Source organism: Marinobacter sp. L-46 (assembly GCF_056859535.1).
This window is the reverse complement of sequence record NZ_JBSXOP010000041.1, coordinates 19,731-44,156: the sequence shown is the minus strand read 5'-3', so window position 1 is coordinate 44,156 and position 24,426 is coordinate 19,731. Positions and strand designations below refer to the sequence as shown.

The following is a 24,426-nucleotide window of genomic DNA, read 5'->3' as shown; positions in this document are numbered from 1 at the left end:
ATCAGTGAATGCGCACTGCGAGAACGTCACATTCTGTGCCGTGCAGCACACCATTGGCGGTAGAGCCCAACAGCAGCTGGAAACCTTTGCGTCCGTGGCTGCCAACAATCACCAGGTCCACGCCCTGTTCCTTCACCAGCCGGTGAATTTCAGATTCCGGACGGCCAACAGTCACAATCTGGCTGTCCTTGGCCACGCCATATTGCTCGCCATATTGCCCAAGCTGGTCGTGGGCGGCCTTGTCCAGCTGATCCTGCAATTCAGAAAGATCCATGGGGATGTCGCCGCCATAGGCATAGCCGACAGGCTCCACAACGTGAACCAGCAACAGCTCCGCCGCCTGTGACTCAGCAATGGACTTGGCTTTGTTAAGGACCTGCGGTGCTTCTTCGGTCAGGTCGATGGCAACCAGAACTTTTTTGTAGGTGGACATGGGGTCTTGCTCCTTCGCGCTGGGAAATAATCCTGAATGACTCTGGATTGTATATCAATCAAGTGTATAGCCATTCTGACCGGCATCAAGCGGAAAGGGAAGTTTTTGGCCGGCGGGCAATGAGTTAACCCGGCCGGCCAGCCAAGCAGGAATCAGGCGTTATTGCGGAGCATTACAATGGCGTCGTCCAGGCCCTGGATAATGCCTTTGGAGTAACGGTCGATAATAAAGCTGACGTTGTTGTCGTTGTAGTTGATGTAGGAGCCGCGAATGAACTGCCACTTGGCGGCCACATCATCGAGGGCAGTTTTCAGTTCGCCGGTCGCTGAGCCGGAGCGCGCCTGCGCCAGAAGCTCGTCAAACATCAGCGCCTGCTGGTCGAGAGACACTTCATTGGCGGCGCCCTGGAACGTCTGGGAGACGGAAGAGTGGGTACGGGCGGCGTAGCGGGCCATCATCTGAGCCATCAGTACTGCCGCTGAGCGAGCTGATTCCACTTGCGGATTGGTTTCCGTTCCGCTGCTTTCCCTGGCGAGGTCGTACAGCTCTGTGGCGGTATCGTTCATAGACTGCCCCTGGTTGGCCAGTTCGGCCATCAGGCGCAGGTCAGGGTAACCGCGATCCCGTACTTCGTTGATGTTGCTGCGCATCAGGTCCTTGAAGCTGTCGAAGGATCTGTTCAGTTCCTCGACCTGTTCGTCTGAAAGCACGCCACTGTTGCTGCCGACCACAGAGTTCATGGCGTCGTTGGCGCTATTGATTCCAACCACAACACGGTTGAGCAATTCGGTGTCGGAGGTTGCGCTGAAGGCGTAGAAGGCGTCCAGCGCCAGGTAGTTGTTGATGCGGAAATCATGAAGGTCTGCGAGGAACTCGTTACCGGATTCCTGTGCCTTGGCGCCGAATGCGGTAAAGGACAACAGGATCAGGGCAGCCAGAAGTGGGCGGATTCGCAGGTGGGCGTCTTTCATCGGATCAGTCTCCGTAATGCCGTTTTATTATTGTGGACTAAAGTCTCAACTCGAAGTTAAAGTAACTACGCAGCCTAATCAACTAATTTCCGGCGGTTACCGGTACCACTTCACTTTTTTATCATGAGTTTCTCCGGGTTCCCTGCAGAAACAAATTGACAAACGCTCCGTTTTTTTCCATCGTGTGGCCTCACGATTCAAACGACTGTATGAATTTTGGATCGGAAGATCGGGCAGTGACCGAAATCTCGCTGCACAAACAGCCGGCCCGGCAGCTATTGTCAGCCGGTTGTCAGCAGTTCCAAACACAGACTGGAGATCAGTTGATGATTTACGAAGGTAAAGCCATCACGGTTAAAGAGATCGAAGGCGGGATCGCTCAGTTGAACTTTGACTTGCAGGGCGAGTCAGTCAACAAGTTCAACCGTCTCACCATCGAAGAGCTGGGCGCCGCAGCTGAAGCACTCAAATCCCAGAAGAACCTCAAGGGCCTGGTGGTTACCAGTTCCAAGGACAGCTTTATTGTCGGTGCCGATATCACCGAGTTTACCGAGCTGTTCGCAGGTTCCGAAGAAGCTCTCGTGGCCAACAGCATGAAGGCCAACGAAGTATTCAACGCCATTGAAGACCTGCCGTTCCCGACCGTTACCGCTATTAACGGTATCGCTCTGGGTGGTGGCTTCGAAATGTGCCTTTCCACCGACTACCGGGTTATGGCTCCCAAGGCCAAGGTAGGTCTGCCGGAAGTGAAGCTGGGTATCTTCCCGGGCTTCGGCGGTACTGTTCGCCTGTCCCGCCTGGTGGGTGTGGATAACGCGGTTGAGTGGATTGCCGGTGGTACTGAAAACCGCGCTGATGCCGCTCTGAAAGTGGGCGCTGTTGATGCCGTGGTTGAAGCCGACAAGCTGGTCGACGCAGCCGTTGCCATTATCAATCAGTGCAACGAAGGCAAGCTGGACAACCTGGCGCGCCGTGAAGAGAAGAAAGGCAAGATCAAGCTCAACGCCATGGAAAGCATGATGGCGTTCGAGATTTCCAAGGCGTTCGTGGCCGGCAAGGCTGGCAAGAACTATCCGGCGCCGGTGGAAGCCATCAAGACCATGCAGAAGCATGCCGGCATGACCCGCGACAAGGCGATCGAAGTAGAAGCCAAGGGCTTCGCCAAGATGGCCAAGACCAACGTTGCCGCGTGTCTGGTTGGTCTGTTCCTGAACGACCAGGCCCTGAAGAAGAAAGCCAGTGCCTGGGAAAAAGAAGCCTCTGATGTGAACCTGGCTGCCGTACTGGGCGCCGGTATCATGGGTGGCGGTGTAGCCTTCCAGTCGGCGCTGAAAGGCACGCCGATTGTTATGAAGGACATCAACCAGGACGGCATCAAGCTGGGCCTGAGTGAAGCCAAGAAGCTGCTGTCCAAGCGTGTCGCCAAGGGCAAGATGGACGCTGGCCAGATGGGCGACGTTCTGAACAACATCACGCCGACCCTGAACTACGGTGATTTCAAGAACGTAGACCTGGTTGTTGAAGCGGTTGTTGAAAACCCGAAGGTGAAAGATGCCGTTCTGCGCGAGACCGAAGACGCGGTTCGCGAAGACGCCATCCTGACCTCCAACACCTCTACCATCTCCATTAACCTTCTGGCCAAGAATCTGAAGCGTCCGGAGAACTTCTGCGGCATGCACTTCTTCAACCCGGTACACATGATGCCGCTGGTTGAGGTTATCCGTGGCGAGAAGACCAGTGACCGCGCTATCGCGACCACCGTTGCCTACGCCAAGGCCATGGGCAAGACCCCGGTCGTGGTTAACGATTGCCCGGGCTTCCTGGTTAACCGTGTTCTGTTCCCGTACTTCGGCGGCTTTGCTGCGCTGGTACGTGACGGTGCCGATTTCCAGAAGATCGACAAGGTGATGGAAAAGTTCGGCTGGCCCATGGGCCCGGCCTACCTGCTCGACGTAGTGGGCATGGACACTGCCAAGCATGCCAACGAAGTGATGGCAGACGGCTTCCCGGATCGCATGAAGGCCGACTTCAAGTCTGCCATCGACGTGATGTTCGAGAACAACCGTTACGGCCAGAAGAACGACAAGGGCTTCTACAAGTACGAAGAAGACAAGAAGGGCAAGCCGAAGAAAGTTGTCGACGAAGAAACCTACAAGCTGATCGAGCCTGTAGTTAACGGCAGCAAGGACTTCGAAGAAGAAGACATCATCGCCCGTATGATGATTCCTCTGTGCCTGGAAACCGTTCGCTGCCTGGAAGACAACATTGTTGAAGACCCGGCCGATGCAGACATGGGCCTGATCTACGGTATCGGTTTCCCTCCGTTCCGTGGTGGTGCTCTGCGCTACATCGACGACATGGGCGTCGACAAGTTCGTCGAACTGGCAGACAAGTATGCAGATCTTGGCCCGCTGTACGCGCCGACCGAGAAGCTGCGTGAAATGGCCAAGACTGGCAAGAAGTTCTTTGGCTAACCCTAACGAGATTTCCGAACGGAGAAAGATCTATGAGCCTTAATCCGAGAGACGTTGTCGTCGTCGATTGCGTGCGGACTCCGATGGGTCGTGCCAAAAACGGCTGTTTCCGCAACGTTCGCGCCGAGACTCTGTCTGCTGCGCTGATTGAAGCACTGTTTGAGCGCAACCCGAAGCTCGATCCGAAAGAAGTAGAAGACGTAATCTGGGGCTGTGTAAACCAGACTAAAGAGCAGGGCTTTAACGTGGCGCGGCAGATTTCCCTGCTGACCCGTATCCCGCACGAGTCTGCTGCCCAGACCGTTAACCGTCTGTGTGGTTCCGCCATGAGCGCCATCCACACTGCCGCCCAGGCGATTCAGACCGGTAACGGTGACGTGTTCATGGTAGGCGGTGTCGAGCACATGGGCCACGTACCCATGACTGCCGGCTTCGACCACAACCCGGCTGCGTCCAAGTACTCTGCAAAAGCGTCCAACATGATGGGCCTGACTGCAGAAATGCTGGCGAAAATGCACGGTATTACCCGCGAGCAGCAGGATGAGTTCGGTGCCCGTTCCCATCGCCTGGCCCACGAAGCCACTGTTGAAGGCCGCTTCAAGAACGAAATCGTTCCGATTGAAGGCCACGACGAAAACGGCTTTGTGAAGCTGATCGAAGAAGACGAGACCATTCGTCCGGAAACGACCGCTGAGTCCCTGGGCCAGCTGCGTCCGGCGTTTGATCCGAAGAACGGTACCGTAACTGCCGGTACGTCTTCCCAGCTGACCGATGGCGCGGCTGCCATGGTACTGATGTCCGCTGAACGGGCAGAAGCACTGGGTCTAACCCCGATTGCCAAGATCCGCAGCATGGCGGTTGCTGGCTGTGATCCCGCAATCATGGGCTACGGCCCGGTTCCGGCCACCAAGAAGGCACTTAAGCGTGCAGGCCTGAAAGTTGAAGATATCGACTTCTGGGAACTGAACGAAGCCTTTGCTGGCCAGTCCCTGCCGGTTCTGAAAGACCTGAAACTGCTGGGCGTAATGGAAGAGAAGGTTAACCTGAACGGCGGCGCGATTGCCCTTGGCCATCCGCTGGGCTGCTCTGGTGCCCGTATCTCTACCACCCTGCTGAACGTTATGCAGGCCAAAGGCGGTAAACTTGGTGTATCCACCATGTGTATCGGCTTGGGTCAGGGCATTGCCACTGTGTGGGAGCGCCTCTGATCGGTTAGTTCGGATCAGTAACGCTCAATCAGGAGGCCCGGCAATTCGCCGGGCCTTCCTGTTTCAGGGATTGTAAAACGGCCCGGAAATCCCAAAAAACGGTGACTGAAATCAAAGAATGGGTTGTTTTGCCATTCTTGACCCTGTAAAACAGTGAGCCTATACACAATGGCAGCCCCTGTGTTTTCCAGTTGCCTGATTTTTATGCGAGTTTACGGTTCTGTCCAGAACTTGACCGATTGATCGCCAAGGATACAGATCTCCAATATGGGTAAAAGTCTCGTTATTGTCGAGTCTCCAGCGAAAGCGAAGACCATCAACAAGTACCTGGGCTCGGATTTTATTGTTAAGTCCAGTGTTGGCCACATTCGTGACCTGCCAGTCAGTGGCAGTGGTAGCCAGTCAGACCCGAAAGAGCGCGCCAGGCAGGCCGCTGCCACCCGCAAGATGAGCCCGGACGAAAAAGCCGAGCACAAGAAGCGTAAGGCCCGTGAACAGCTGGTTGCCCGCATGGGGGTAAATCCCGATAACGACTGGAGCGCCCGTTACGAGATCCTGCCCGGTAAGGAAAAGGTCGTCAGCGAGCTAAAGCGCCTGGCCAAGAATGCCGACCACATCTATCTGGCAACGGATTTGGACAGGGAGGGGGAAGCCATCGCCTGGCACCTTCAGGAGACCATTGGCGGCGAGCCGGAAAAGTATCGCCGCGTGGTGTTCAACGAAATTACCAAGCGGGCCATCCAGGAAGCGTTCAAGGACCCTGGAGAGCTGGATAACAACCGGGTAAATGCCCAGCAGGCGCGCCGGTTCCTGGATCGCGTTGTGGGTTACATGGTTTCGCCGCTGCTCTGGGCCAAGATTGCCCGGGGCCTGTCTGCTGGCCGGGTTCAGTCGGTTGCCGTGCGCCTGATCGTTGAGCGTGAGCGGGAAATCCGCAAGTTCGTGCCGGAGGAATTCTGGCAGCTGCACGCAGACCTGACCGCAGAAGGAACCAGGGACCCGGTTCGGTTCGAGGTTACCCGCTACAACGACAAGCCCTACCGTCCGGTTAATGATGTTCAGAGCAAGGAACATGTTGACCGTCTGAAAGCCGGTAGCTTCAAGGTGGCCAAGCGGGAAGACAAGCCAACCCGTTCACGGCCCTCTGCTCCCTTTATTACCTCGACACTGCAGCAGGCGGCGAGCAACCGCATGGGCTTCAGTGTCAAGAAAACCATGATGCTGGCCCAGCGCCTGTACGAGGCGGGCTACATCACCTACATGCGTACAGACTCGACCAACCTGAGCCAGGATGCCGTAACCGGCTGTCGCGAGTTTATTCAGAAACAGTTCGGTGATCGCTACCTGCCTGAGAAGCCCCGCGTGTACGGTAGCAAGGAAGGCGCCCAGGAGGCCCACGAGGCCATCCGGCCTACTGACGTATCCCGCAGGCCTACCGATATCAGTGGCCTGGAAAAGGATGCGGAGAAGCTTTACGACCTGATCTGGCGCCAGTTTATCGCCTGCCAGATGGCGGATGCCGAATTCCTCAGCACCTCCATCGTTGTGGCCAATGGTGACTACGAACTGCGTACCCGTGGTCGCATCGTCAAGTTCGAAGGTTTCCTGAAAGCTGCGCCCCAGTCAGCCAAGAAAGACGAAGACGTGGCGCTGCCAGACATCAAGGTAGATCAGCCCCTGGATCTCAAGAAGCTGGATCCGACCCAGCATTTCACCAAGCCTTCGCCGCGCTATACCGAAGCCAGCCTGGTCAAGGAACTGGAAAAGCAGGGTATTGGTCGTCCTTCTACCTACGCATCCATTATTTCCACCATCCAGGATCGTGGTTACGTGCGGCTTCAGAACCGCCGTTTTTACGCCGAGAAGATGGGCGAGATTGTTACCGAACGGTTGGCAGAATCTTTCCCGAACCTGATGGATTACGATTTTACCGCACGCCTGGAAGGCGAGCTGGACGAGATTGCCGAAGGCGACGTTCAGTGGAAGAAGGTGCTGAACGACTTCTACGCCAAGTTCCGTAACCAGCTCGAAAGTGCGGAAAAGACCGACGGCGGTATGCGGGCCAACACACCCACAGAAACCGATATTCCTTGCCCCAGCTGTGGCCGTAACATGCAGATTCGCGTGGCCAGTACCGGGGTATTCCTGGGTTGTTCCGGCTATTCATTGCCGCCCAAGGAGCGTTGCAAGACCACCATTAACCTGGTGTCTGGCGACGAAGTGGTCAGTGCCGATGAAGATGTGGAAGGTGAAGGCGAAACCCGCCTGCTGCGTATGAAGCGCCGCTGTCCGAAATGCGGCACGGCCATGGACAGCTACCTGATTGATGAAAAGCGCAAGCTGCACGTGTGCGGTAACAACCCCGACTGCTCCGGCTACGAAGTGGAAGAGGGCAGTTTCCGCATCAAGGGCTACGACGGCCCTACGCTTGAATGCGATAAGTGTGGTTCCGAAATGCAGCTGAAAACCGGCCGCTTCGGCAAGTACTTCGGCTGCACCAACAGCGAGTGCAAGAACACCCGCAAACTGCTGAAGAACGGCGAGCCTGCGCCCCCCAAAATGGATCCGGTGCCCATGCCGGAGCTGCAGTGCCAGAAGGTAGACGACACCTACGTGCTACGTGACGGTGCCTCCGGCCTGTTCCTGGCGGCCAGCAAATTCCCGAAAAACCGGGAAACCCGGCCACCGCTGGTGATGGAGATCAAACCACACCGCAAGGAAATCGACCCGAAATACGATTACCTGATGGACGCCCCGGAGAAAGACCCCGAGGGTAACCCGACGGTGATCCGCTACAGCCGGAAGTCGAAAGAGCAGTACGTTATGTCGGAACAGGATGGCAAGGCCACCGGCTGGTCCGCCTGGTACGAAAACGGCCGCTGGGTGCCTCGGGACAAGAAGAAGTGATTCTTTTTTGCCACGAAATCCACTAAAGAACACGAAAACTGAAGAAAAGATAACTGATTTTTTGCCACGGACACTCACGGACTCTCACGGACAGTAACAAGGCAGTTTTCTCTTTTGTCCGTGTGGGGCCGTGAGTGTCCGTGGCTAATTAGTTTTCTTTTTTAGTGTTCTTTAGTGGATTTCGTGGCAAATCATTACTTCTTGCGAAGCCTCTGAATCAGCGAAGACGTATCCCAGCGGTTTCCGCCCATCTCCTGCACATCTCCGTAGAACTGGTCCACCAGCGCCGTTACCGGCAGTCTGGAGCCGTTTTTGCGGGCTTCTTCAAGGCAGATGCCCAGGTCCTTGCGCATCCAGTCCACCGCAAAGCCGTGGTTGAATTCGCCGTCGATCATGGTTCCGGAGCGGTTTTCCATCTGCCAGGACTGGGCCGCGCCCTTGGAGATCACGTCCACCACCTTGCGCACGTCCAGCTCTGCCTGTTCGGCAAAGTGCAGGGCTTCTGAAAGCCCCTGTACCAGCCCGGCAATGGCAATCTGGTTAACCATCTTGGTCTTCTGGCCGCTGCCCACAGGGCCCATCAGGTTCAGGGCCCGGGCGTAACATTCGAGTACCGGCTTAACCTTGCTGAAATCGTCGGTACTGCCGCCGCACATGATCGTCAGCTGGCCGTTCTCGGCACCTTGCTGGCCGCCGGAAACCGGGGCGTCGATAAAGCCCTGGCCCCGTGCACGGGCCGCCTGTGCCAGTGTCTCGGCAATGCCGGCAGATGCAGTGGTGTGGTCGACCAGGGTGGCTGTGGCCGGGGCGTTGCCGATGATGCCATGCGGGGCGGTGTAGACTTCTTCCAGGTCTTTATCGGCGCCCACGCAGGTCAGTACCACGTCTGCGTTGGCGACCGCATCTGCAATGCTGTCACAGGCTTTGCCCGGATACTGTTCGGCCCACTGACGGGCCTTTTCGCTGGTGCGGTTCCAAACGCTGACGTCATAGCCGGCCCGGGCAAGGTGGCCTGCCATCGGGTAGCCCATTACTCCGAGCCCGATAAACGCGATAGTTGCCATGGTCTGCTCCTGGTTCTTGTCGGATTGGTTGAATTTGTCGTGCCATGATACGAAAAAAGCCGCTGGATTCAGCGGCTTTTTTCTGGGTGAAGCAAGCTTGCAGCTTACTTCTTTGGGTAGTCGCGCTTCGGCGAGCCGGTGTACAGCTGGCGCGGACGGCCGATGCGGTTGGCACCGCTGACCATTTCGTTCCAGTGAGAGAACCAGCCGATGGTGCGGGACATTGCGAAGATCACGGTAAACATGGAAGTCGGAATACCGATGGCCTTCAGAATGATGCCGGAGTAGAAGTCGACGTTCGGGTACAGCTGGCGCTGAACGAAGTATTCGTCTTCCAGGGCAATCTTTTCCAGGCGCTGGGCAATCTTCAGCAGCGGATCGTTTTCCAGGCCAAGCTCGCTCAGCACTTCGTGAGCGGTCTGTGCCATTACCTTGGCGCGCGGGTCGAAGTTCTTGTAAACCCGGTGACCAAAGCCCATCAGGCGGAAAGGATCATCTTTGTCCTTGGCCTTGGCGATGAATTTCTCGATGTTGGACTCGTCGCCGATTTCAGCCAGCATGTCCAGGACCGCTTCATTCGCACCGCCGTGCGCCGGGCCCCAAAGGGCGGCGATGCCGGAGGCGATACACGCGTACGGGTTGGCGCCGGTGGAACCCGCCAGGCGTACGGTGGAGGTAGAAGCGTTCTGCTCGTGGTCCGCGTGGAGGATAAAGATCTTGTCCATCGCGTTGGCCAGAACCGGGTTCGGCTTGTAGTCCTCGCAAGGGGTGCCGAACATCATGTACAGGAAGTTCTCGGCGTAGGACAGGTCGTTACGCGGATACATGAACGGCTGGCCCATGGAGTACTTGTAGCACCATGCGGCGATGGTCGGCATCTTGGCGATCAGGCGATGGCCGGTAATCTCGCGCTGCTTGGGATCGGCCACATCCATCTGGTCGTGGTAGAACGCAGACAGGGCACCCACAACACCGCACATAATGGCCATGGGGTGCGCATCACGGCGGAAGCCGTTGAAGAAGTTGCGCATCTGATCGTGCAGCATGGTGTGGTTTTTGATGGTGTCGTGGAACTGCTTGTTTTCTTCAGCGCTCGGCAGTTCGCCGTTCAGGAGCAGGTAGCATACCTCGAGGAAGTCGGAATGCTCGGCCAGCTGGTCGATCGGGTAACCCCGGTGCAGCAAGACGCCTTTGGCACCATCGATGTAGGTGATGGCAGATTCGCAGGCTGCGGTAGATACAAAACCCGGGTCGTAAGTGAATACGCCTTCCTGGACGAGGCCGCGTACGTCTATAACGTCAGGGCCGACGGTGCCGGAGTAAACCGGTAGCTCAATGGATTTGTCTCCCACCGAGAGCGTGGCTTTCCTGTCGGTCATGGTGCTCTCCCGTTTGATTAGCTGTGACAGCTGATTTGCATGTGTAGATGCGCCAGAAAGCGCGTATTATCGCAAAACTGGGCGCAAAATATAGGGCGTCAGCTTTTTTTGTCAATGAGCTGGGTGCGAAAAGCACCAAATTAACATCCGGTGTAAATGAGGGATATCCCGAATGACGGCGCTTTTGCCCTGAATTCCGGTTTGTCAATAATCCTTATAGATGGGGCAGGGCGGCGCCTCGTAAGGCTTTGGCGGTTGTTGCAAGTTTGTAATTACCGGGGTGTCTCCTTATAATCCGTAGCCCGGAATCGGGGATGCACCGTTTTCTTGCATGCTTCAGCGTAGCAAGCTACCGGGTTGTTATCCGCCCTCCTGAACCAATCGGTTACCGGTATCGTACTGATTCTCCGGACCTAACATACCAACCAACCGCCGCCGGTTTTCCCGGTTTCGCGGTACCAAGAGAGAGTGTGAGAGCGCTGTGAATAGCAAACGACCAGTAAATCTCGATCTCGGCAAGTTCCATTTCCCGCTGCCAGCCATTACTTCGATCCTGCATCGTATCAGCGGCATCATCATTTTTGTTGGTGTTGCATTCCTGATGTACGGCCTGGATCTCTCCCTGTCCGGGGAAGATGGCTTCAACCGGGTTAACGAACTGCTGGACAGCTTCCTGGCAAAGCTGATTATCTGGGGCATCCTGTCTGCTCTGCTTTACCACCTTGTTGCAGGTATCAAGCACCTGCTGATGGATGCGGGTATTGCTGAAGAGCTGGAAAGTGGCCGCCTTGCCGCCAAAATCACGCTTGTGGTTTCCATTGTTCTCATCATTCTGGCTGGAGTCTGGGTATGGGCATGAACAGTGTAACGAATATTGGTCGTAACGGGATTCAGGACTGGATCATCCAGCGGGTTACTGCCTACGTATTGGCTCTGTACACGCTGTTTCTCCTTGGTTTCTTCGTAACTACAGACGTGGACTACCAGGCGTGGTCTTCCCTGTACAGCCAGGGTTGGTTCAAGATTTTCAGCCTGCTGGCGCTGTTGTCCATTGCCGGGCACGCATGGGTAGGCTTGTGGACCGTATCCACCGACTACATCAAGGCAGCAATGCCGCGCTTCCTGCTGCAGGCAGCCTGCATTCTGGTGATGTTCGTATATGTCGTGTGGGGCATTCAGATTCTGTGGGGGCTTTAATCGATGGCTAACATCAAAACCATGTCTTACGACGCGATTGTTATCGGTGGCGGCGGAGCCGGTATGCGTGCCGCCCTGCAGCTGACAGAAGCCGGTATCAATACCGCGTGTATCACCAAGGTATTTCCGACCCGTTCGCACACAGTGTCTGCCCAGGGCGGCATTACCTGTGCGATCGCAAGCGCTGATCCCAATGATGACTGGCGCTGGCACATGTACGATACCGTCAAGGGCTCCGACTATATCGGTGACCAGGACGCTATCGAGTACATGTGTTCTGTAGGTCCCCAGGCTGTATTCGAGCTGGAACACATGGGCTTGCCGTTCTCCCGTACCGAGCAGGGCCGTATCTATCAGCGTCCGTTCGGTGGCCAGTCCAAGGGTCCGGATAACCCCACCCAGGCAGCCCGTACCTGTGCCGCCGCTGACCGTACCGGTCACGCCCTGCTGCACACCCTGTACCAAGCCAACCTGAAGGGCGGCACTACCTTCCTGAACGAGTGGTATGCCGTAGACCTGGTCAAGAACAGCAAAGACGAAGTGGTTGGTGTTGTAGCCATCGAGATCGAATCCGGTGAAGTGGCTTACATCAAGTCCAAGGCTACCGTTCTGGCTACCGGTGGTGCTGGCCGTATCTACGCCTCTACCACCAACGCCATGATCAACACCGGCGACGGTATCGGTATGGCGCTGCGTGCCGGTTTCCCGGTGCAGGACATGGAAATGTGGCAGTTCCACCCGACCGGTATTCACGGTGCTGGCACCCTGGTTACAGAAGGTTGTCGGGGTGAGGGTGGTTACCTGATCAACGCCGAAGGTGAGCGTTTTATGGAGCGCTATGCTCCGAACGCGAAAGACCTGGCTGGCCGTGACGTTGTGGCCCGTTCCATGGTTCTGGAAATCCTGGAAGGTCGCGGTTGTGGTCCCGACAAGGATCACGTGCTGCTGAAGCTGGATCACCTGGGTGAAGAAACCCTGAACCTGCGCCTGCCGGGCATCTGCGAGTTGTCCCGTACCTTTGCGCACGTTGACCCGGTTAAAGAGCCGATCCCGGTCGTTCCGACCTGTCACTACATGATGGGCGGTGTTCCCACCAACGTAGGTGGCCAGGCCCTGACCCAGGATGAAAACGGCAACGACAAGCCTATTCCCGGCCTGTTTGCCTGTGGTGAAGCAGCTTGTGTGTCTGTGCACGGCGCTAACCGTCTGGGTGGTAACTCCCTGCTGGACCTGGTGGTCTTCGGTCGTGCAGCTGGCCTGCACATTGAAGAGCAGCTGCGTGGCGGCTTCGAGGTTGATGGCGCCAGCGAAGAAGATATCAAGCGTGCCATGGCTCGCCTGGAGCGTCTGGACAGTGCCTCTGAAGGTGAGGATGTAGCCAAGGTTCGTAAGGATCTGCAGAACTGCATGCAGCTGTACTTCGGCGTATTCCGTGACGGCGAGAGCATGGAGAAGGGTGTCAAGCTGCTGGAAGAGATCGGCGAGCGTGTTCGCAAGACCAAGCTGGCCGATACCAGCAAGGCGTTCAACACTGCCCGTATCGAAGCGCTGGAGCTGGATAACCTGTACGAAGTTGCCTACGCAACAGCCAAGTCTGCGATCGAGCGTAAAGAAAGCCGTGGTGCGCACGCCCGTAACGACTTTACCGAGCGTGACGACGAGAACTGGCTGAAGCACTCCATGTACTTCCCGCTGGACAAGCGTGTTGGCAAGCGAGACGTGAACTTCGCACCGAAAACGGTTCCGACTTTCCAGCCGAAAGTCCGGACCTACTAAGGGGGTATCCTGAATATGTTGGTAAGCCTGTATCGCTATAATCCGGAAACCGATAATGCCCCTTACATGCAGGATGTCGAAATCGAGATTCCTGCGGGCAAAGATCTCATGGTTCTGGATGTTCTGAACCTGGTGAAGGAAAAAGACCCTTCCATGAGCTATCGTCGTTCCTGCCGTGAGGGTGTTTGTGGCTCTGATGGCATGAACATGAACGGCAAGAACGGCCTGGCTTGTATCACTCCGGTGTCGGATGTGGTCAAGAACAACAAGCTGGTTCTGCGCCCGCTGCCGGGCCTGCCGGTTATCCGTGACCTGGTCGTGGATATGAGTCTGTTCTACAAGCAGTACGAAAAAGTTATGCCGTATCTTGTAAACGACAATCCGGCTCCGGCCATTGAGCGCCTGCAGTCGCCGGAAGATCGTGAAAAGCTGGACGGCCTGTACGAATGTATCCTGTGTGCATGCTGCTCCACCGCTTGTCCGTCGTTCTGGTGGAACCCTGACAAGTTCATTGGTCCGTCTGGCCTGCTGCAGGCCTACCGCTTCCTGGCGGACAGCCGCGACACTGCCCAGGCAGAGCGACTGGCGAACCTGGATGACCCGTTCAGTGTTTTCCGCTGCCGCGGCATCATGAACTGCGTAAGTGTTTGTCCGAAAGGCCTGAACCCCACAAAGGCGATTGGCCATATCCGGAACCTGTTGCTGCAACGAGCCACCTGACAGGCAAAATCTGCAGCACCAGCTATACTGGTGTTCTGACACCAGTTAGTACCCTCGAAGGCCTCGCTATATGCGGGGCCTTCAACCAAAGGCTTATAGTCAAAAGTCTTATCGGGGTGCAAACTTATGCGCGCTGTCTGCTTGGGCTTATCCAGTCTGGCTGATGGCGCAGCTGAGTATAAAAATCACTGGGGACGGAAAACATCCTTGCAGGGTGTGGTGGCCAAAAGTCATGCCGTAATAACCCGTATTGACTGAGATTTACCCCTGGCCGACCATACTCGCTCCCCCGCACCAGCCCAAGGTGAGCTATTCAAAATGCACGAAAGCATCATGGAGCAGTTATGGCAGACTTCCCACCTGCAAGGTGGAAATCTGGCCTACGTTGAACAGCTTTTTGAGACCTACCTGACAGACCCCAATTCAGTTCCCGAAGAGTGGAGAAGCTACTTCGACAAGCTTCCGAGTGTTGATGGCTATAAAGGCCGCGACATCGTTCACTCGACCATCCGCGAACAGTTCGAGCATATCTCCCGCAACCAGCGTTTTCTTGCCAGTAGTGGTGTGCCTGCAAGCGCCACGTCAGATGCTGACAAGAAGCAGATCCGTGTTCTGCAGCTGATCAATGCGTACCGGTTCCGTGGTCACCAGGAATCAAAGCTCGATCCGCTGGGCGTCTGGCAGCGTCAGCCTGTTGAAGATCTCGAGCCCTCGTTCCACGAACTGGGCGAGTCTGACCTGGATCTCGAATTCCAGACAGGTTCACTGAATTTCGGCTCCGAGACCATGAAGCTCGGAGACATCGTGCAAGGCCTGCGCCAAACCTACTGCGAAAGCATTGGCGCCGAATATATGCACGTGGTGGATACCCGCATCAAGCGTTGGTTCCAGCAGCGGATGGAGCCAGTACGCTCCCGCCCTGAGTACGAAGCGGAAACCCGCAAGCACGTGCTCGAGCGTCTCACCGCTGCCGAAGGCCTGGAAAAATATCTGGGCTCCCGTTATCCGGGCGTCAAGCGTTTTGGCCTGGAAGGTGGCGAAAGCCTGATTCCGTGCCTGGACGAACTGATTCAGCGTGCCGGCTCCTACGGTGCCAAGGAAATCGTGCTGGGCATGGCACACCGTGGCCGTCTGAACGTGTTGATAAACACCCTGGGCAAGAATCCGAAGGAACTGTTTGACGAGTTCGAGGGCAAGAAGCTCGCGGATTCCGGCTCCGGTGATGTGAAATACCACCAGGGCTTCTCGTCCAACGTGATGACTCCGGGTGGCGAAGTGCACCTGGCAATGGCATTCAACCCGTCACACCTGGAAATCGTATCTCCGGTGGTTGAGGGTTCTGTCCGTGCCCGCCAGGATCGTCGTGGCGATACCGACGGCAGCACTGTGCTTCCGATCGTTATGCACGGCGACGCGGCCTTTGCCGGGCAGGGCGTTGTGATGGAAACCTTCCAGATGTCCCAGACCCGGGGCTTCGGTGTAGGTGGTACCATCCACATCGTCATCAACAACCAGGTTGGCTTTACCACCAGCAAGCAGGAAGACGCCCGTTCTACCGAGTACTGTACCGATGTGGCGAAAATGGTTCAGGCGCCGATTCTGCACGTGAATGCAGACGACCCAGAAGCCGTGCTGTTTGTAACCCAGATGGCCATGGACTACCGCAACGAGTTCAAGCGGGACGTGGTTATCGATCTGGTTTGCTACCGTCGCCGTGGCCACAACGAGGCCGACGAGCCGGCTGCTACCCAGCCGCTGATGTACGACAAGATCCGCAAGCTGAAAACCACTCGCGCTCTGTACGCAGATCAGCTGGTTGAAGCCGGTGTGATCAGCGAAGACGAAGCCAAGCAGATGGAGAACGACTACCGTGACGCACTCGACAAGGGTGAACACGTGGTCAAGTCCCTGGTCAAGGAGCCGAACAAAGAGCTCTACGTTGACTGGACTCCGTTCCTGGGCCACGAGTGGACTGCCAAGTGCAAGACCAGCGTTCCCCTGAAAACGATCCAGAAGCTGGGCAAGAAACTGACCCAGGTTCCGGAAGGCTTCAGCATCCAGCGCCAGGTTTCCAAGATCGTTAACGATCGGGAAAAGATGACTGCCGGTGCCCTGTCTATGAACTGGGGCTATGGCGAGATGATGGCGTACGCCACCTTGCTGAACGAAGGTCACCCGATCCGTCTGACCGGCCAGGACGTTGGCCGTGGTACCTTCTCGCACCGCCACGCGGTACTGCACAATCAGAAGGATGGCTCTACCCACATTGCGCTGAAAGAGCTGGCCGAAGACCAGCCGAAATTCGAAATCTATGACTCGCTGCTGTCTGAAGAAGCGGTTATGGCCTTCGAATACGGTTACAGCACCACCACGCCGAACGCACTGATTGTTTGGGAAGCCCAGTTCGGTGACTTCGCCAACGGTGCCCAGGTGGTGATCGACCAGTTCCTGACCAGTGGCGAGCACAAGTGGGGCCGTCTGTGTGGCCTGACCCTGCTGCTGCCTCATGGTTACGAAGGGCAGGGGCCGGAGCACAGCTCTGCGCGCCTGGAGCGTTTCCTGCAGCTGTGTGCCGAGCACAATATCCAGGTCTGCGTACCCACCACGCCGTCCCAGGTATTCCACATGCTGCGTCGCCAGGTGAAGCGCCCGCTGCGTAAGCCGCTGGTTGCGATCACACCGAAGAGCCTGCTGCGTCACAAAGAGGCGATCTCCGGCCTGGATGACCTGACTTCAGGTACCTTCCAGACAGTACTGCCCGAGAAAGAACCTTCTGATCCGAAGAAAGTCACCCGTGTGATCATGTGTAGCGGCAAAGTCTACTATGATCTTCTGGAGAAGAAGAAAGCGGACGAACGTGACGATGTGGCCATCGTTCGCCTCGAGCAGTTGTATCCGTTCCCGGCAGACGATCTGGACGAAATTCTGGGCCAGTACACCAAGCTCAAGAGCGCGGTCTGGTGTCAGGAAGAGCCTATGAACCAGGGCGCCTGGTACTGCAGTCAGCACCACATGCGGCACGCACTGCAGCGCCTGAACCCGAAACTGCACCTTGAGTACGCCGGTCGTGATGCTTCTGCTGCTCCTGCCTGTGGACACATGTCTGTTCACATCGAAGAGCAGAAGAAACTGGTTAACGACGCGTTTGGAATCTGACGAGCTACCGAACTAAGGATTTGTAATGTCAACTGAGATTAAAGCCCCCGTTTTCCCTGAGTCGGTTGCCGAAGGCACCGTCGCGACCTGGCACAAGCAGCCCGGCGAAGCCTGCTCCCGTGACGAGCTGATTGTCGATATTGAAACCGACAAGGTTGTGCTTGAAGTGGTTGCACCGGCTGATGGTGTGATTGAAGAAATAGTTAAAGGCGAAGGCGACACCTGCGAAAGCGGTGAAGTGATCGGCCGATTCAAGGAAGGCGCCGCAGGCGAGTCCAAGCCTGCTGAAAGCAAGCCGGAAGCCAAGGCCGAAGCGCCCCAGGAAGAAGCCGCTGCTTCCTCCGGCGACGCTATCCTGAGCCCGGCTGCCCGCAAGCTGGCCGAAGAGAACAGCGTTGATCCGGCTGCTGTAAAGGGCACCGGTAAAGACGGTCGTGTTACCAAGGAAGACGTTCAGAACCACGTAGACAGCAACAAGTCTTCCGGTGCTGCCGCCGCCAAGCCGGCCGCCGCTCCGGCGCTGGAAGTTGCCCAGGGCGAGCGCGCCGAGAAGCGCGTTCCGATGACCCGCCTGCGTGCCAGCATCGCCAAGCGCCTGGTGGATGCCCAGCAGACCGCCGCTATGCTGACTACGTTCAACGAAGTGAACATGGCTCCGATCATGGAGCTGCGCAAGCAGTACCAGGAAAGCTTTGTGAAGCGCCACGGCATCAAGCTGGGCTTCATGTCTTTCTTCACCAAGGCAGCGACCGAAGCCCTGAAGCGCTTCCCGGCCGTTAACGCGTCCATCGATGGTAACGACATGGTTTACCACGGTTACCAGGACGTCGGCGTAGCCGTGTCTACCGACCGTGGCCTGGTTGTACCGGTTCTGCGTGACACCGACGCCATGGGCCTGGCCGACATCGAGAAGAAGATTGTCGAGTACGGCACCAAGGCGAAAGACGGCAAGCTGGGCATCGAAGAGATGACCGGCGGCACCTTCACCATCACCAACGGTGGTATTTTCGGTTCCCTGATCTCCACGCCGATCCTGAACCCGCCGCAGACTGCGATTCTGGGTATGCACAAGATCCAGGAGCGCCCGATGGCGGTGAACGGCAAGGTTGAAATCCTGCCGATGATGTACCTCGCGCTGTCATACGACCACCGTATGATCGACGGTAAGGAAGCGGTGCAGTTCCTGGTTGCGATCAAGGAAATGCTGGAAGACCCGGCCCGTATCCTGCTGGACGTGTAAGCTGACACTCAACGAATTCGATAACAGGAAAGATTATGCCCGATAAATTCGACGTTATTGTCATTGGCGCAGGCCCCGGCGGTTATGTGGCCGCCATCAAGGCTGCTCAGCTGGGTCTGAAGACTGCCTGTGTAGAATCCTGGACCGGCAAAGACGGCAAAAGCCAGGTTCTGGGCGGCACCTGCCTGAACGTGGGCTGTATCCCGTCCAAGGCACTGCTGGAAGTGACTCACAAGTTCGAGGAAGCAAGCCACGACTACGAGTCCATGGGTATCCTGGCCAAGAGCGTTGATATTGACGTTGCCAAGATGATGGAGCGTAAGGATGGCATCGTTAAGCAGCTGACCGGTGGTATCGCCGGTCTGTTCAAGGCTAACGGTGTAACCCCGATCCACGGCCACGGCAAGCTGCTTGCCGGCCGCAAGGTTGAAGTGACCGATAAAGACGGCAACACCAAGACCTACGAAGCCGACAACGTGATCCTGGCGACCGGCTCCAAGCCGATCGAAATCCCGCCGGCTCCGTTTGACGGTGATTACATCGTCGATTCCGAAGGCGCGCTGGAATTTACCGAAGTTCCCAAGCGTCTGGGCATCATCGGCGCTGGCGTAATCGGCCTGGAACTGGGTAGCGTCTGGGCTCGCCTGGGTGCCGAAGTTACCGTGATCGAAGCCCAGGACACTTTCCTGCCGGTTGTTGACCAGCAGGTTGCCAAGGATGCTCTGAAGCAGTTCAAGAAGCAGGGCCTGAACATCATCACCGGTGCCCGCATGACCGGTGCTGAAGTGAAGCGCAAGCTGGTTTACGTGAACTACGAAGACTCCAAGGGCAAGCAGGAAGCCAAGTTCGACAAACTGATTGTCGCTGTTGGCCGTCGTCCGTACACCGATGGTGCGTTGGCTGAAGATTCCGGCGTAACCATGGATGAGCGCGGCTTCATCTTTGTAGACGACAACTGCAAGACCGAAGCACCGGGCGTATGGGCCGTAGGTGACATCGTTCGTGGTCCGATGCTGGCACACAAAGCGTCTGAAGAAGGCGTTATGGTTGCCGAGCGTATCGCAGGCCACAAGCCGCAGGTCAATTACGACTGCATCCCCAACGTAATCTACACCGCGCCGGAAGTTGCCTGGGTTGGCAAGACCGAAGAGCAGCTGAAAGCTGAAGGTGAAGAATACAACGTGGGTACTTTCCCGTTTGCGGCCAACGGTCGTGCCATGGCGGCAAACGCCACGGGTGGTATGGTCAAGATCATCGCAGACGCGAAGACCGACCGCATTCTGGGCTTCCACGTAGTTGGCCCCCAGGCTTCTGAAATCGTTGCCCAGGGCGTGATCGCCATGGAATTCGGTTCCAGTGCCGAAGATCTGGCCCTGACCTGTTTCGCGCACCCGACTCTGTCCGAGTCAGTGCATGAAGCGGCCTTGGCCGTTGCCGGTGGAGCGATTCACGTCGCCAACCGTCGCAAGAAGAAGTAATTCGTTATCGGATTGAGCGGGGCGCCTTTTGGCGCCCCGCTGCCGGTTACTCTCCGTACGTGGTTATCATCCATCTAAAGACGGGACATTAACTATGAATTTGCACGAATATCAGGGCAAACAGCTTTTCGCTGAATATGGCCTGCCGGTATCCCAGGGCATCGCCTGCGATACTCCTCAAGAAGCTGTAGACGCTGCCACTGAAATTGGCGGTGACGCATGGGTTGTCAAAGCACAGGTTCACGCTGGTGGCCGTGGTAAGGCCGGCGGTGTAAAGCTGGTTAAAGACAAAGAAGAAATCCGTGCCTTCGCACAGAACTGGCTGGGCAAAAACCTGGTAACTTACCAGACTGACGAAAACGGCCAGCCGGTCAGCAAGATTCTGGTTGAATCCCTCACCGACATCGACCAGGAGCTGTACCTGGGCGCGGTTGTTGACCGTGGCACCCGTCGTATCGTTTTCATGGCCTCTACTGAAGGCGGCGTGGAAATCGAGAAAGTTGCCGAAGAAACTCCTGAAAAGATCCTGAAAGCCGAAATCGATCCGCTGGTAGGCGCTCAGCCTTACCAGGGCCGCGAGCTGGCATTCAAACTGGGTCTGGAAGGCAAGCAGATCGGTCAGTTCACCAAGATTTTCCTGGGCCTGGCCAAGCTGTTTGAAGAGTGTGACCTGGCTCTGGTTGAGATCAACCCGCTGGTTATCACTCCGGCTGGCGACCTGCACTGCCTGGACGCCAAGATCGGTGTAGACGGCAACGCCCTGTACCGTCAGAAGAAAATCCACGACATGCGCGACCCTTCCCAGGAAGACGCCCGTGAAGCCGAAGCGGCCAAGTGGGAACTGAACTACGTAGCCCTGGAAGGCAACATCGGCTGTATGGTTAACGGTGCTGGCCTGGCCATGGGTACCATGGACATCATCAAGCTTGCCGGCGGCCAGCCTGCCAACTTCCTGGACGTAGGTGGCGGCGCGACCAAAGAGCGCGTTACCGAAGCGTTCAAGATCATCCTGTCTGACGACGCAGTACAAGCCGTTCTGGTTAACATCTTCGGTGGTATCGTTCGCTGCGACATGATCGCTGAAGGCATCATCGGTGCCGTTAAAGAAGTAGGCGTTAAAGTGCCGGTTGTGGTTCGTCTGGAAGGCAACAACGCTGACCTGGGCGCCAAGGTTCTGGCTGAAAGTGGCCTGAACATCATCGCCGCCACCAGCCTGGCGGATGCCGCAGAGCAAGTCGTTAAAGCCGCAGGGGGTAAATAATGAGCATCCTGATCAACAAAGACACCAAGGTTATCTGCCAGGGCTTTACCGGCGCACAGGGTACTTTCCACTCTGAGCAAGCCATTGCCTACGGCACCAAGATGGTTGGCGGTGTAAGCCCGGGTAAGGGCGGTACCGAGCACCTGGGTCTGCCGGTGTTCAACACCGTTCGTGACGCCGTAGAAAAGACCGGTGCAGAAGCCACCGTTATCTACGTACCGGCTCCGTTCTGTAAAGACGCCATCATTGAAGCAGCCGATGCCGGCATCAAGCTGATCGTATGTATCACTGAAGGCATCCCGACCATCGACATGCTGTACGCCAAGGAATACGTTGATCGTGCCGGCGTTCGCATGATTGGTCCGAACTGCCCGGGTGTAATCACTCCGGACGAGTGCAAGATCGGCATCATGCCTGGCCATATCCACAAGAAGGGTAAGGTTGGCATCGTATCCCGCTCCGGCACGCTGACTTACGAAGCCGTGAAGCAGACTACTGACTACGGCTTTGGCCAGTCTACCTGTATCGGTATCGGTGGTGACCCGATTCCTGGCTCCAACTTCATCGATATCCTGGCCCTGCTGCAGGAAGATCCGGAAACCGAAGCTATCGTGATGATCGGTGAGATCGGTGGTACTGCCGAAGAAGAAGCGGCTGCGTTCATCAAAGAGAACGTAACCAAGCCCGTGGTTTCCTACATTGCCGGTGTTACTGCACCTCCAGGCAAGCGTATGGGCCACGCGGGCGCCATCATCTCAGGTGGTAAGGGTACTGCAGACGAGAAGTTTGCCGCCCTGGAAGACGCCGGCGTTAAAACCGTGCGCAGCCTGGCCGAAATCGGCAAGGCCCTGAAGGAAGTGACTGGCTGGTAATCAGTCCGGTTTCAAGCCTTTAACAAACCCCCCGGATTCGCGAGAATTCCGGGGGTTTTGCGTTATGTGGCCAGGCTTTTGATTCGCTTTGCTTAACGCAGGGCAGTGTTGCGTCTATAATGCCCGGTCAGCCCGCTTCCCGCAGCCGTATGTATTCTGGCCGAAACGGGCACTTTATAAACAGAAAGAAGGAGTTCGTGCTTTGAGTTCTGTCGATTCCCAGCAAAGAGTGTTGTCCGGCATGCGTCCGACCGGCAAGCTGCACCTCGGCCACTACCACGGTGTGCTGAAAAACTGGGTCAAGCTCCAGCACGAGTATGAGTGCTTCTTCTTCGTTGCAGACTGGCATGCCTTGACCACCCAGTACGACGACACCTCCGGTATCGAGCAAAGTGTTTGGGACATGGTTATCGACTGGCTGGCCGCCGGCGTGAACCCGGGTTCCTCTACCATGTTCATTCAGTCCCAGGTGCCGGAACACGCTGAGTTGCACCTCCTGTTGTCGATGATCACGCCGCTGGGCTGGCTCGAGCGTATTCCAACCTACAAAGACCAGCAGGAAAAGCTCAAGGAAAAGGATCTCGCCACCTATGGTTTTCTGGGTTACCCACTGCTGCAGACAGCGGATATCCTGATGTATCGTGCCGGTAAAGTGCCAGTCGGCGCAGACCAGGTTTCCCATGTGGAGATTACCCGGGAAATCGCTCGTCGCTTTAACCATATCTATGGCCGTGAGCCGAATTTCGAAGAGCTTTCGGAAGCGGCCATCGTCAAGATGGGCAAGAAGAACGCCAAGCTTTACCGCAACCTGAAGAAACGTTACCAGGAAGAGGGCGATGTGGAAGCCCTGGAAACGGCCCGGGCACTGTTGAAAGAGCAGCAGAATATTTCCCTGGGCGATCGCGAGCGGCTTTATGGCTACATCGAAGGCGGCGGCAAGGTGATTCTGCCTGAGCCCCAGCCGCTGCTGACCCCGGAATCCAAGATGCCGGGGCTGGACGGACAGAAGATGTCCAAGTCCTACAACAACTACATCGGCCTGCGGGAAGAGCCGGACAGCGTGGCGCAGAAAATTCGCACCATGCAGACCGACCCGCAGCGGGTGCGCCGTACCGACCCTGGCGAACCGGAGAAGTGCCCGGTTTGGGGCATGCACAAGGTGTACTCAGACGAGAAGACCTGCCAGTGGGTACAGGAAGGCTGCCGCAGTGCCGGTATTGGCTGCCTGGATTGTAAGAAACCGCTGATCGATTCCATTATCGAAGAGCAGAAACCGCTGCACGAGCGGGCCAGGGAGTATGAGGGCAACCCGGACCTGGTTCGCTCCATCCTTGAAGAAGGGCGTGAGCAGGCCCGTGATGCGGCCCGCGATACCCTTGAGGAAGTCCGCGCGGCCATGGGGCTCAGTTACCGCTGAGCCAGGCCGGGCAACCCCGACCAGAGGTGAAAAGGTATGACGGACGAAAGCACGGAATTAGCTGACGCCCCGGCGGATACCCCGGTGCAGGAACCCCTTGCACGGGTGTCTGGCAAGCCCCTGGTCGACCTGCCGAAAGGTCTCTACATTCCACCGGATGCACTGGCAGTTTTCCTGGAGGCCTTTGAGGGGCCCCTGGATTTACTGTTGTACCTGATTCGCCGCCAGAACATGAATATTCTGGATATCGACGTCAGCGAAATCACCCGGCAGTACATGGATTACATCGGTGCCGTGGAAGCCATGCGCTTCGAACTGGCGGCGGAGTACCTGGTGATGGCCGCCACCCTGGCGGAGATCAAGTCCCGGATGTTGCTGCCTCGCCAGGAAACTGACGATGAGGATGATATCGATCCGAGGGCAGAACTGATCCGCCGGCTGCAGCAATACGAGCGGTTCAAGCAGGCGGCAGAAGATATCGACGAAATGCCCCGCATGGAGCGGGACACCTTTGCCGGTTCTGCCGCACTGCCGAAGCTGCCGTCGTCTCAGCCGCACCCGGATGTCGATATGAGGGAGCTTCTGCTGGCACTGCGTGGTGTGCTGCAACGGGCCGACCTGTTTACCAGCCACCATGTGGAGAGGGAACGGCTGTCTACCCGGGAACGCATGTCCCATATCCTGGCCAGCCTTCAGGGAGACCGGTTCGTGACCTTCGAAAGCCTGTTCACCATCGAAGAAGGCCGGCTTGGTGTGGTGGTAACCTTTCTGGCAACGCTGGAACTGGTCAAGGAACAGCTGATTGAAATTGTGCAGGCAGAGGTTCTCGGGTCCATTCACGTGCGCGCCCGTGCTGCCAGCTAAGGGATATCC

18 protein-coding genes are annotated in these 24,426 nt (G+C 56.8%); 14 read left to right on the top strand and 4 right to left on the bottom strand.

Annotated features, from left to right (window positions below; all coding sequences use genetic code 11):
* Position 1 precedes the first annotated feature (1 nt).
* Both AC13DJ_RS04390 and AC13DJ_RS04385 read right to left on the bottom strand, forming a co-directional pair.
* Positions 2 to 433 carry a universal stress protein gene (locus AC13DJ_RS04390; protein WP_022989223.1) on the bottom strand — a complete coding sequence of 144 codons (432 nt, stop codon included), beginning with the start codon at positions 431 to 433 and terminating at the stop codon, positions 2 to 4.
* Positions 434 to 585: 152 nt separating this feature from the next.
* Entirely contained in the window at positions 586 to 1,404 is an 819-nt protein-coding gene (locus AC13DJ_RS04385; RefSeq protein ID WP_474539259.1) for a hypothetical protein, read from the bottom strand.
* A gap of 326 nt (positions 1,405 to 1,730) precedes the next feature.
* On the opposite strand from AC13DJ_RS04385, the gene fadB reads away from it, so the two are divergent.
* The 3 genes from fadB to topA all read left to right on the top strand — a co-directional run bounded on the left by fadB (position 1,731) and on the right by topA (position 7,993).
* The gene (gene fadB / locus AC13DJ_RS04380; RefSeq protein ID WP_474539257.1) at positions 1,731 to 3,878 is read left to right on the top strand and encodes a fatty acid oxidation complex subunit alpha FadB; all 2,148 of its coding nucleotides are present in this window, start codon (positions 1,731 to 1,733) and stop codon (positions 3,876 to 3,878) included.
* A 32-nt stretch (positions 3,879 to 3,910) separates the two neighbouring features.
* Complete coding sequence (gene fadA / locus AC13DJ_RS04375) at positions 3,911 to 5,086, top strand: acetyl-CoA C-acyltransferase FadA (RefSeq protein WP_474539255.1); 1,176 nt, start codon at positions 3,911 to 3,913, stop codon at positions 5,084 to 5,086.
* Between the two features lie 267 nt (positions 5,087 to 5,353).
* Complete coding sequence (topA, locus tag AC13DJ_RS04370; protein WP_474539253.1) at positions 5,354 to 7,993, top strand: type I DNA topoisomerase; 2,640 nt, start codon at positions 5,354 to 5,356, stop codon at positions 7,991 to 7,993.
* 194 nt (positions 7,994 to 8,187) lie between these two features.
* Here the strand turns inward: topA and AC13DJ_RS04365 are convergent, their stop codons facing one another.
* Positions 8,188 to 9,057, bottom strand: a complete 870-nt coding sequence (locus tag AC13DJ_RS04365; protein WP_474539251.1) for an NAD(P)-dependent oxidoreductase — start codon at positions 9,055 to 9,057, stop codon at positions 8,188 to 8,190.
* Positions 9,058 to 9,161: 104 nt separating this feature from the next.
* A complete protein-coding gene (gene gltA / locus AC13DJ_RS04360) occupies positions 9,162 to 10,436 on the bottom strand; it encodes a citrate synthase (RefSeq protein ID WP_058340543.1) in 1,275 nt (424 codons plus the stop codon).
* A gap of 481 nt (positions 10,437 to 10,917) precedes the next feature.
* Here gltA and sdhC point away from each other — a divergent pair, with 481 nt between their 5' ends.
* The 11 genes from sdhC to AC13DJ_RS04305 all read left to right on the top strand — a co-directional run bounded on the left by sdhC (position 10,918) and on the right by AC13DJ_RS04305 (position 24,417).
* On the top strand, positions 10,918 to 11,295 hold the full coding sequence (gene sdhC / locus AC13DJ_RS04355) for a succinate dehydrogenase, cytochrome b556 subunit (RefSeq protein WP_058340544.1): 378 nt from the start codon (positions 10,918 to 10,920) through the stop codon (positions 11,293 to 11,295).
* Complete coding sequence (gene sdhD, locus AC13DJ_RS04350; RefSeq protein WP_081697577.1) at positions 11,292 to 11,633, top strand: succinate dehydrogenase, hydrophobic membrane anchor protein; 342 nt, start codon at positions 11,292 to 11,294, stop codon at positions 11,631 to 11,633. Before sdhC ends, sdhD begins: the two co-directional genes overlap by 4 nt.
* A gap of 3 nt (positions 11,634 to 11,636) precedes the next feature.
* The gene (gene sdhA / locus AC13DJ_RS04345) at positions 11,637 to 13,409 is read left to right on the top strand and encodes a succinate dehydrogenase flavoprotein subunit (RefSeq protein WP_482934002.1); all 1,773 of its coding nucleotides are present in this window, start codon (positions 11,637 to 11,639) and stop codon (positions 13,407 to 13,409) included.
* A 15-nt stretch (positions 13,410 to 13,424) separates the two neighbouring features.
* Complete coding sequence (locus AC13DJ_RS04340) at positions 13,425 to 14,129, top strand: succinate dehydrogenase iron-sulfur subunit (protein ID WP_058340547.1); 705 nt, start codon at positions 13,425 to 13,427, stop codon at positions 14,127 to 14,129.
* A 318-nt stretch (positions 14,130 to 14,447) separates the two neighbouring features.
* Complete coding sequence (locus AC13DJ_RS04335; RefSeq protein WP_474539249.1) at positions 14,448 to 17,285, top strand: 2-oxoglutarate dehydrogenase E1 component; 2,838 nt, start codon at positions 14,448 to 14,450, stop codon at positions 17,283 to 17,285.
* Positions 17,286 to 17,310: 25 nt separating this feature from the next.
* Positions 17,311 to 18,525 carry a 2-oxoglutarate dehydrogenase complex dihydrolipoyllysine-residue succinyltransferase gene (gene odhB / locus AC13DJ_RS04330; protein WP_482934003.1) on the top strand — a complete coding sequence of 405 codons (1,215 nt, stop codon included), beginning with the start codon at positions 17,311 to 17,313 and terminating at the stop codon, positions 18,523 to 18,525.
* Positions 18,526 to 18,560: 35 nt separating this feature from the next.
* A complete protein-coding gene (gene lpdA / locus AC13DJ_RS04325) occupies positions 18,561 to 20,003 on the top strand; it encodes a dihydrolipoyl dehydrogenase (RefSeq protein ID WP_474539246.1) in 1,443 nt (480 codons plus the stop codon).
* A gap of 94 nt (positions 20,004 to 20,097) precedes the next feature.
* A complete protein-coding gene (sucC, locus tag AC13DJ_RS04320) occupies positions 20,098 to 21,264 on the top strand; it encodes an ADP-forming succinate--CoA ligase subunit beta (RefSeq protein WP_273132689.1) in 1,167 nt (388 codons plus the stop codon).
* Positions 21,264 to 22,136 (top strand): succinate--CoA ligase subunit alpha, encoded by an 873-nt coding sequence (gene sucD / locus AC13DJ_RS04315; RefSeq protein WP_058340552.1) that lies wholly within the window; start codon positions 21,264 to 21,266, stop codon positions 22,134 to 22,136. The genes sucC and sucD overlap by 1 nt, the downstream gene beginning before the upstream one ends.
* Before the next feature lie 202 nt (positions 22,137 to 22,338).
* Positions 22,339 to 23,553 (top strand): tryptophan--tRNA ligase, encoded by a 1,215-nt coding sequence (locus AC13DJ_RS04310; protein ID WP_094625072.1) that lies wholly within the window; start codon positions 22,339 to 22,341, stop codon positions 23,551 to 23,553.
* A gap of 36 nt (positions 23,554 to 23,589) precedes the next feature.
* Positions 23,590 to 24,417, top strand: coding sequence for a segregation and condensation protein A (locus AC13DJ_RS04305; RefSeq protein WP_474539243.1), 828 nt, complete (start codon positions 23,590 to 23,592; stop codon positions 24,415 to 24,417).
* Positions 24,418 to 24,426: the final 9 nt, after the last annotated feature.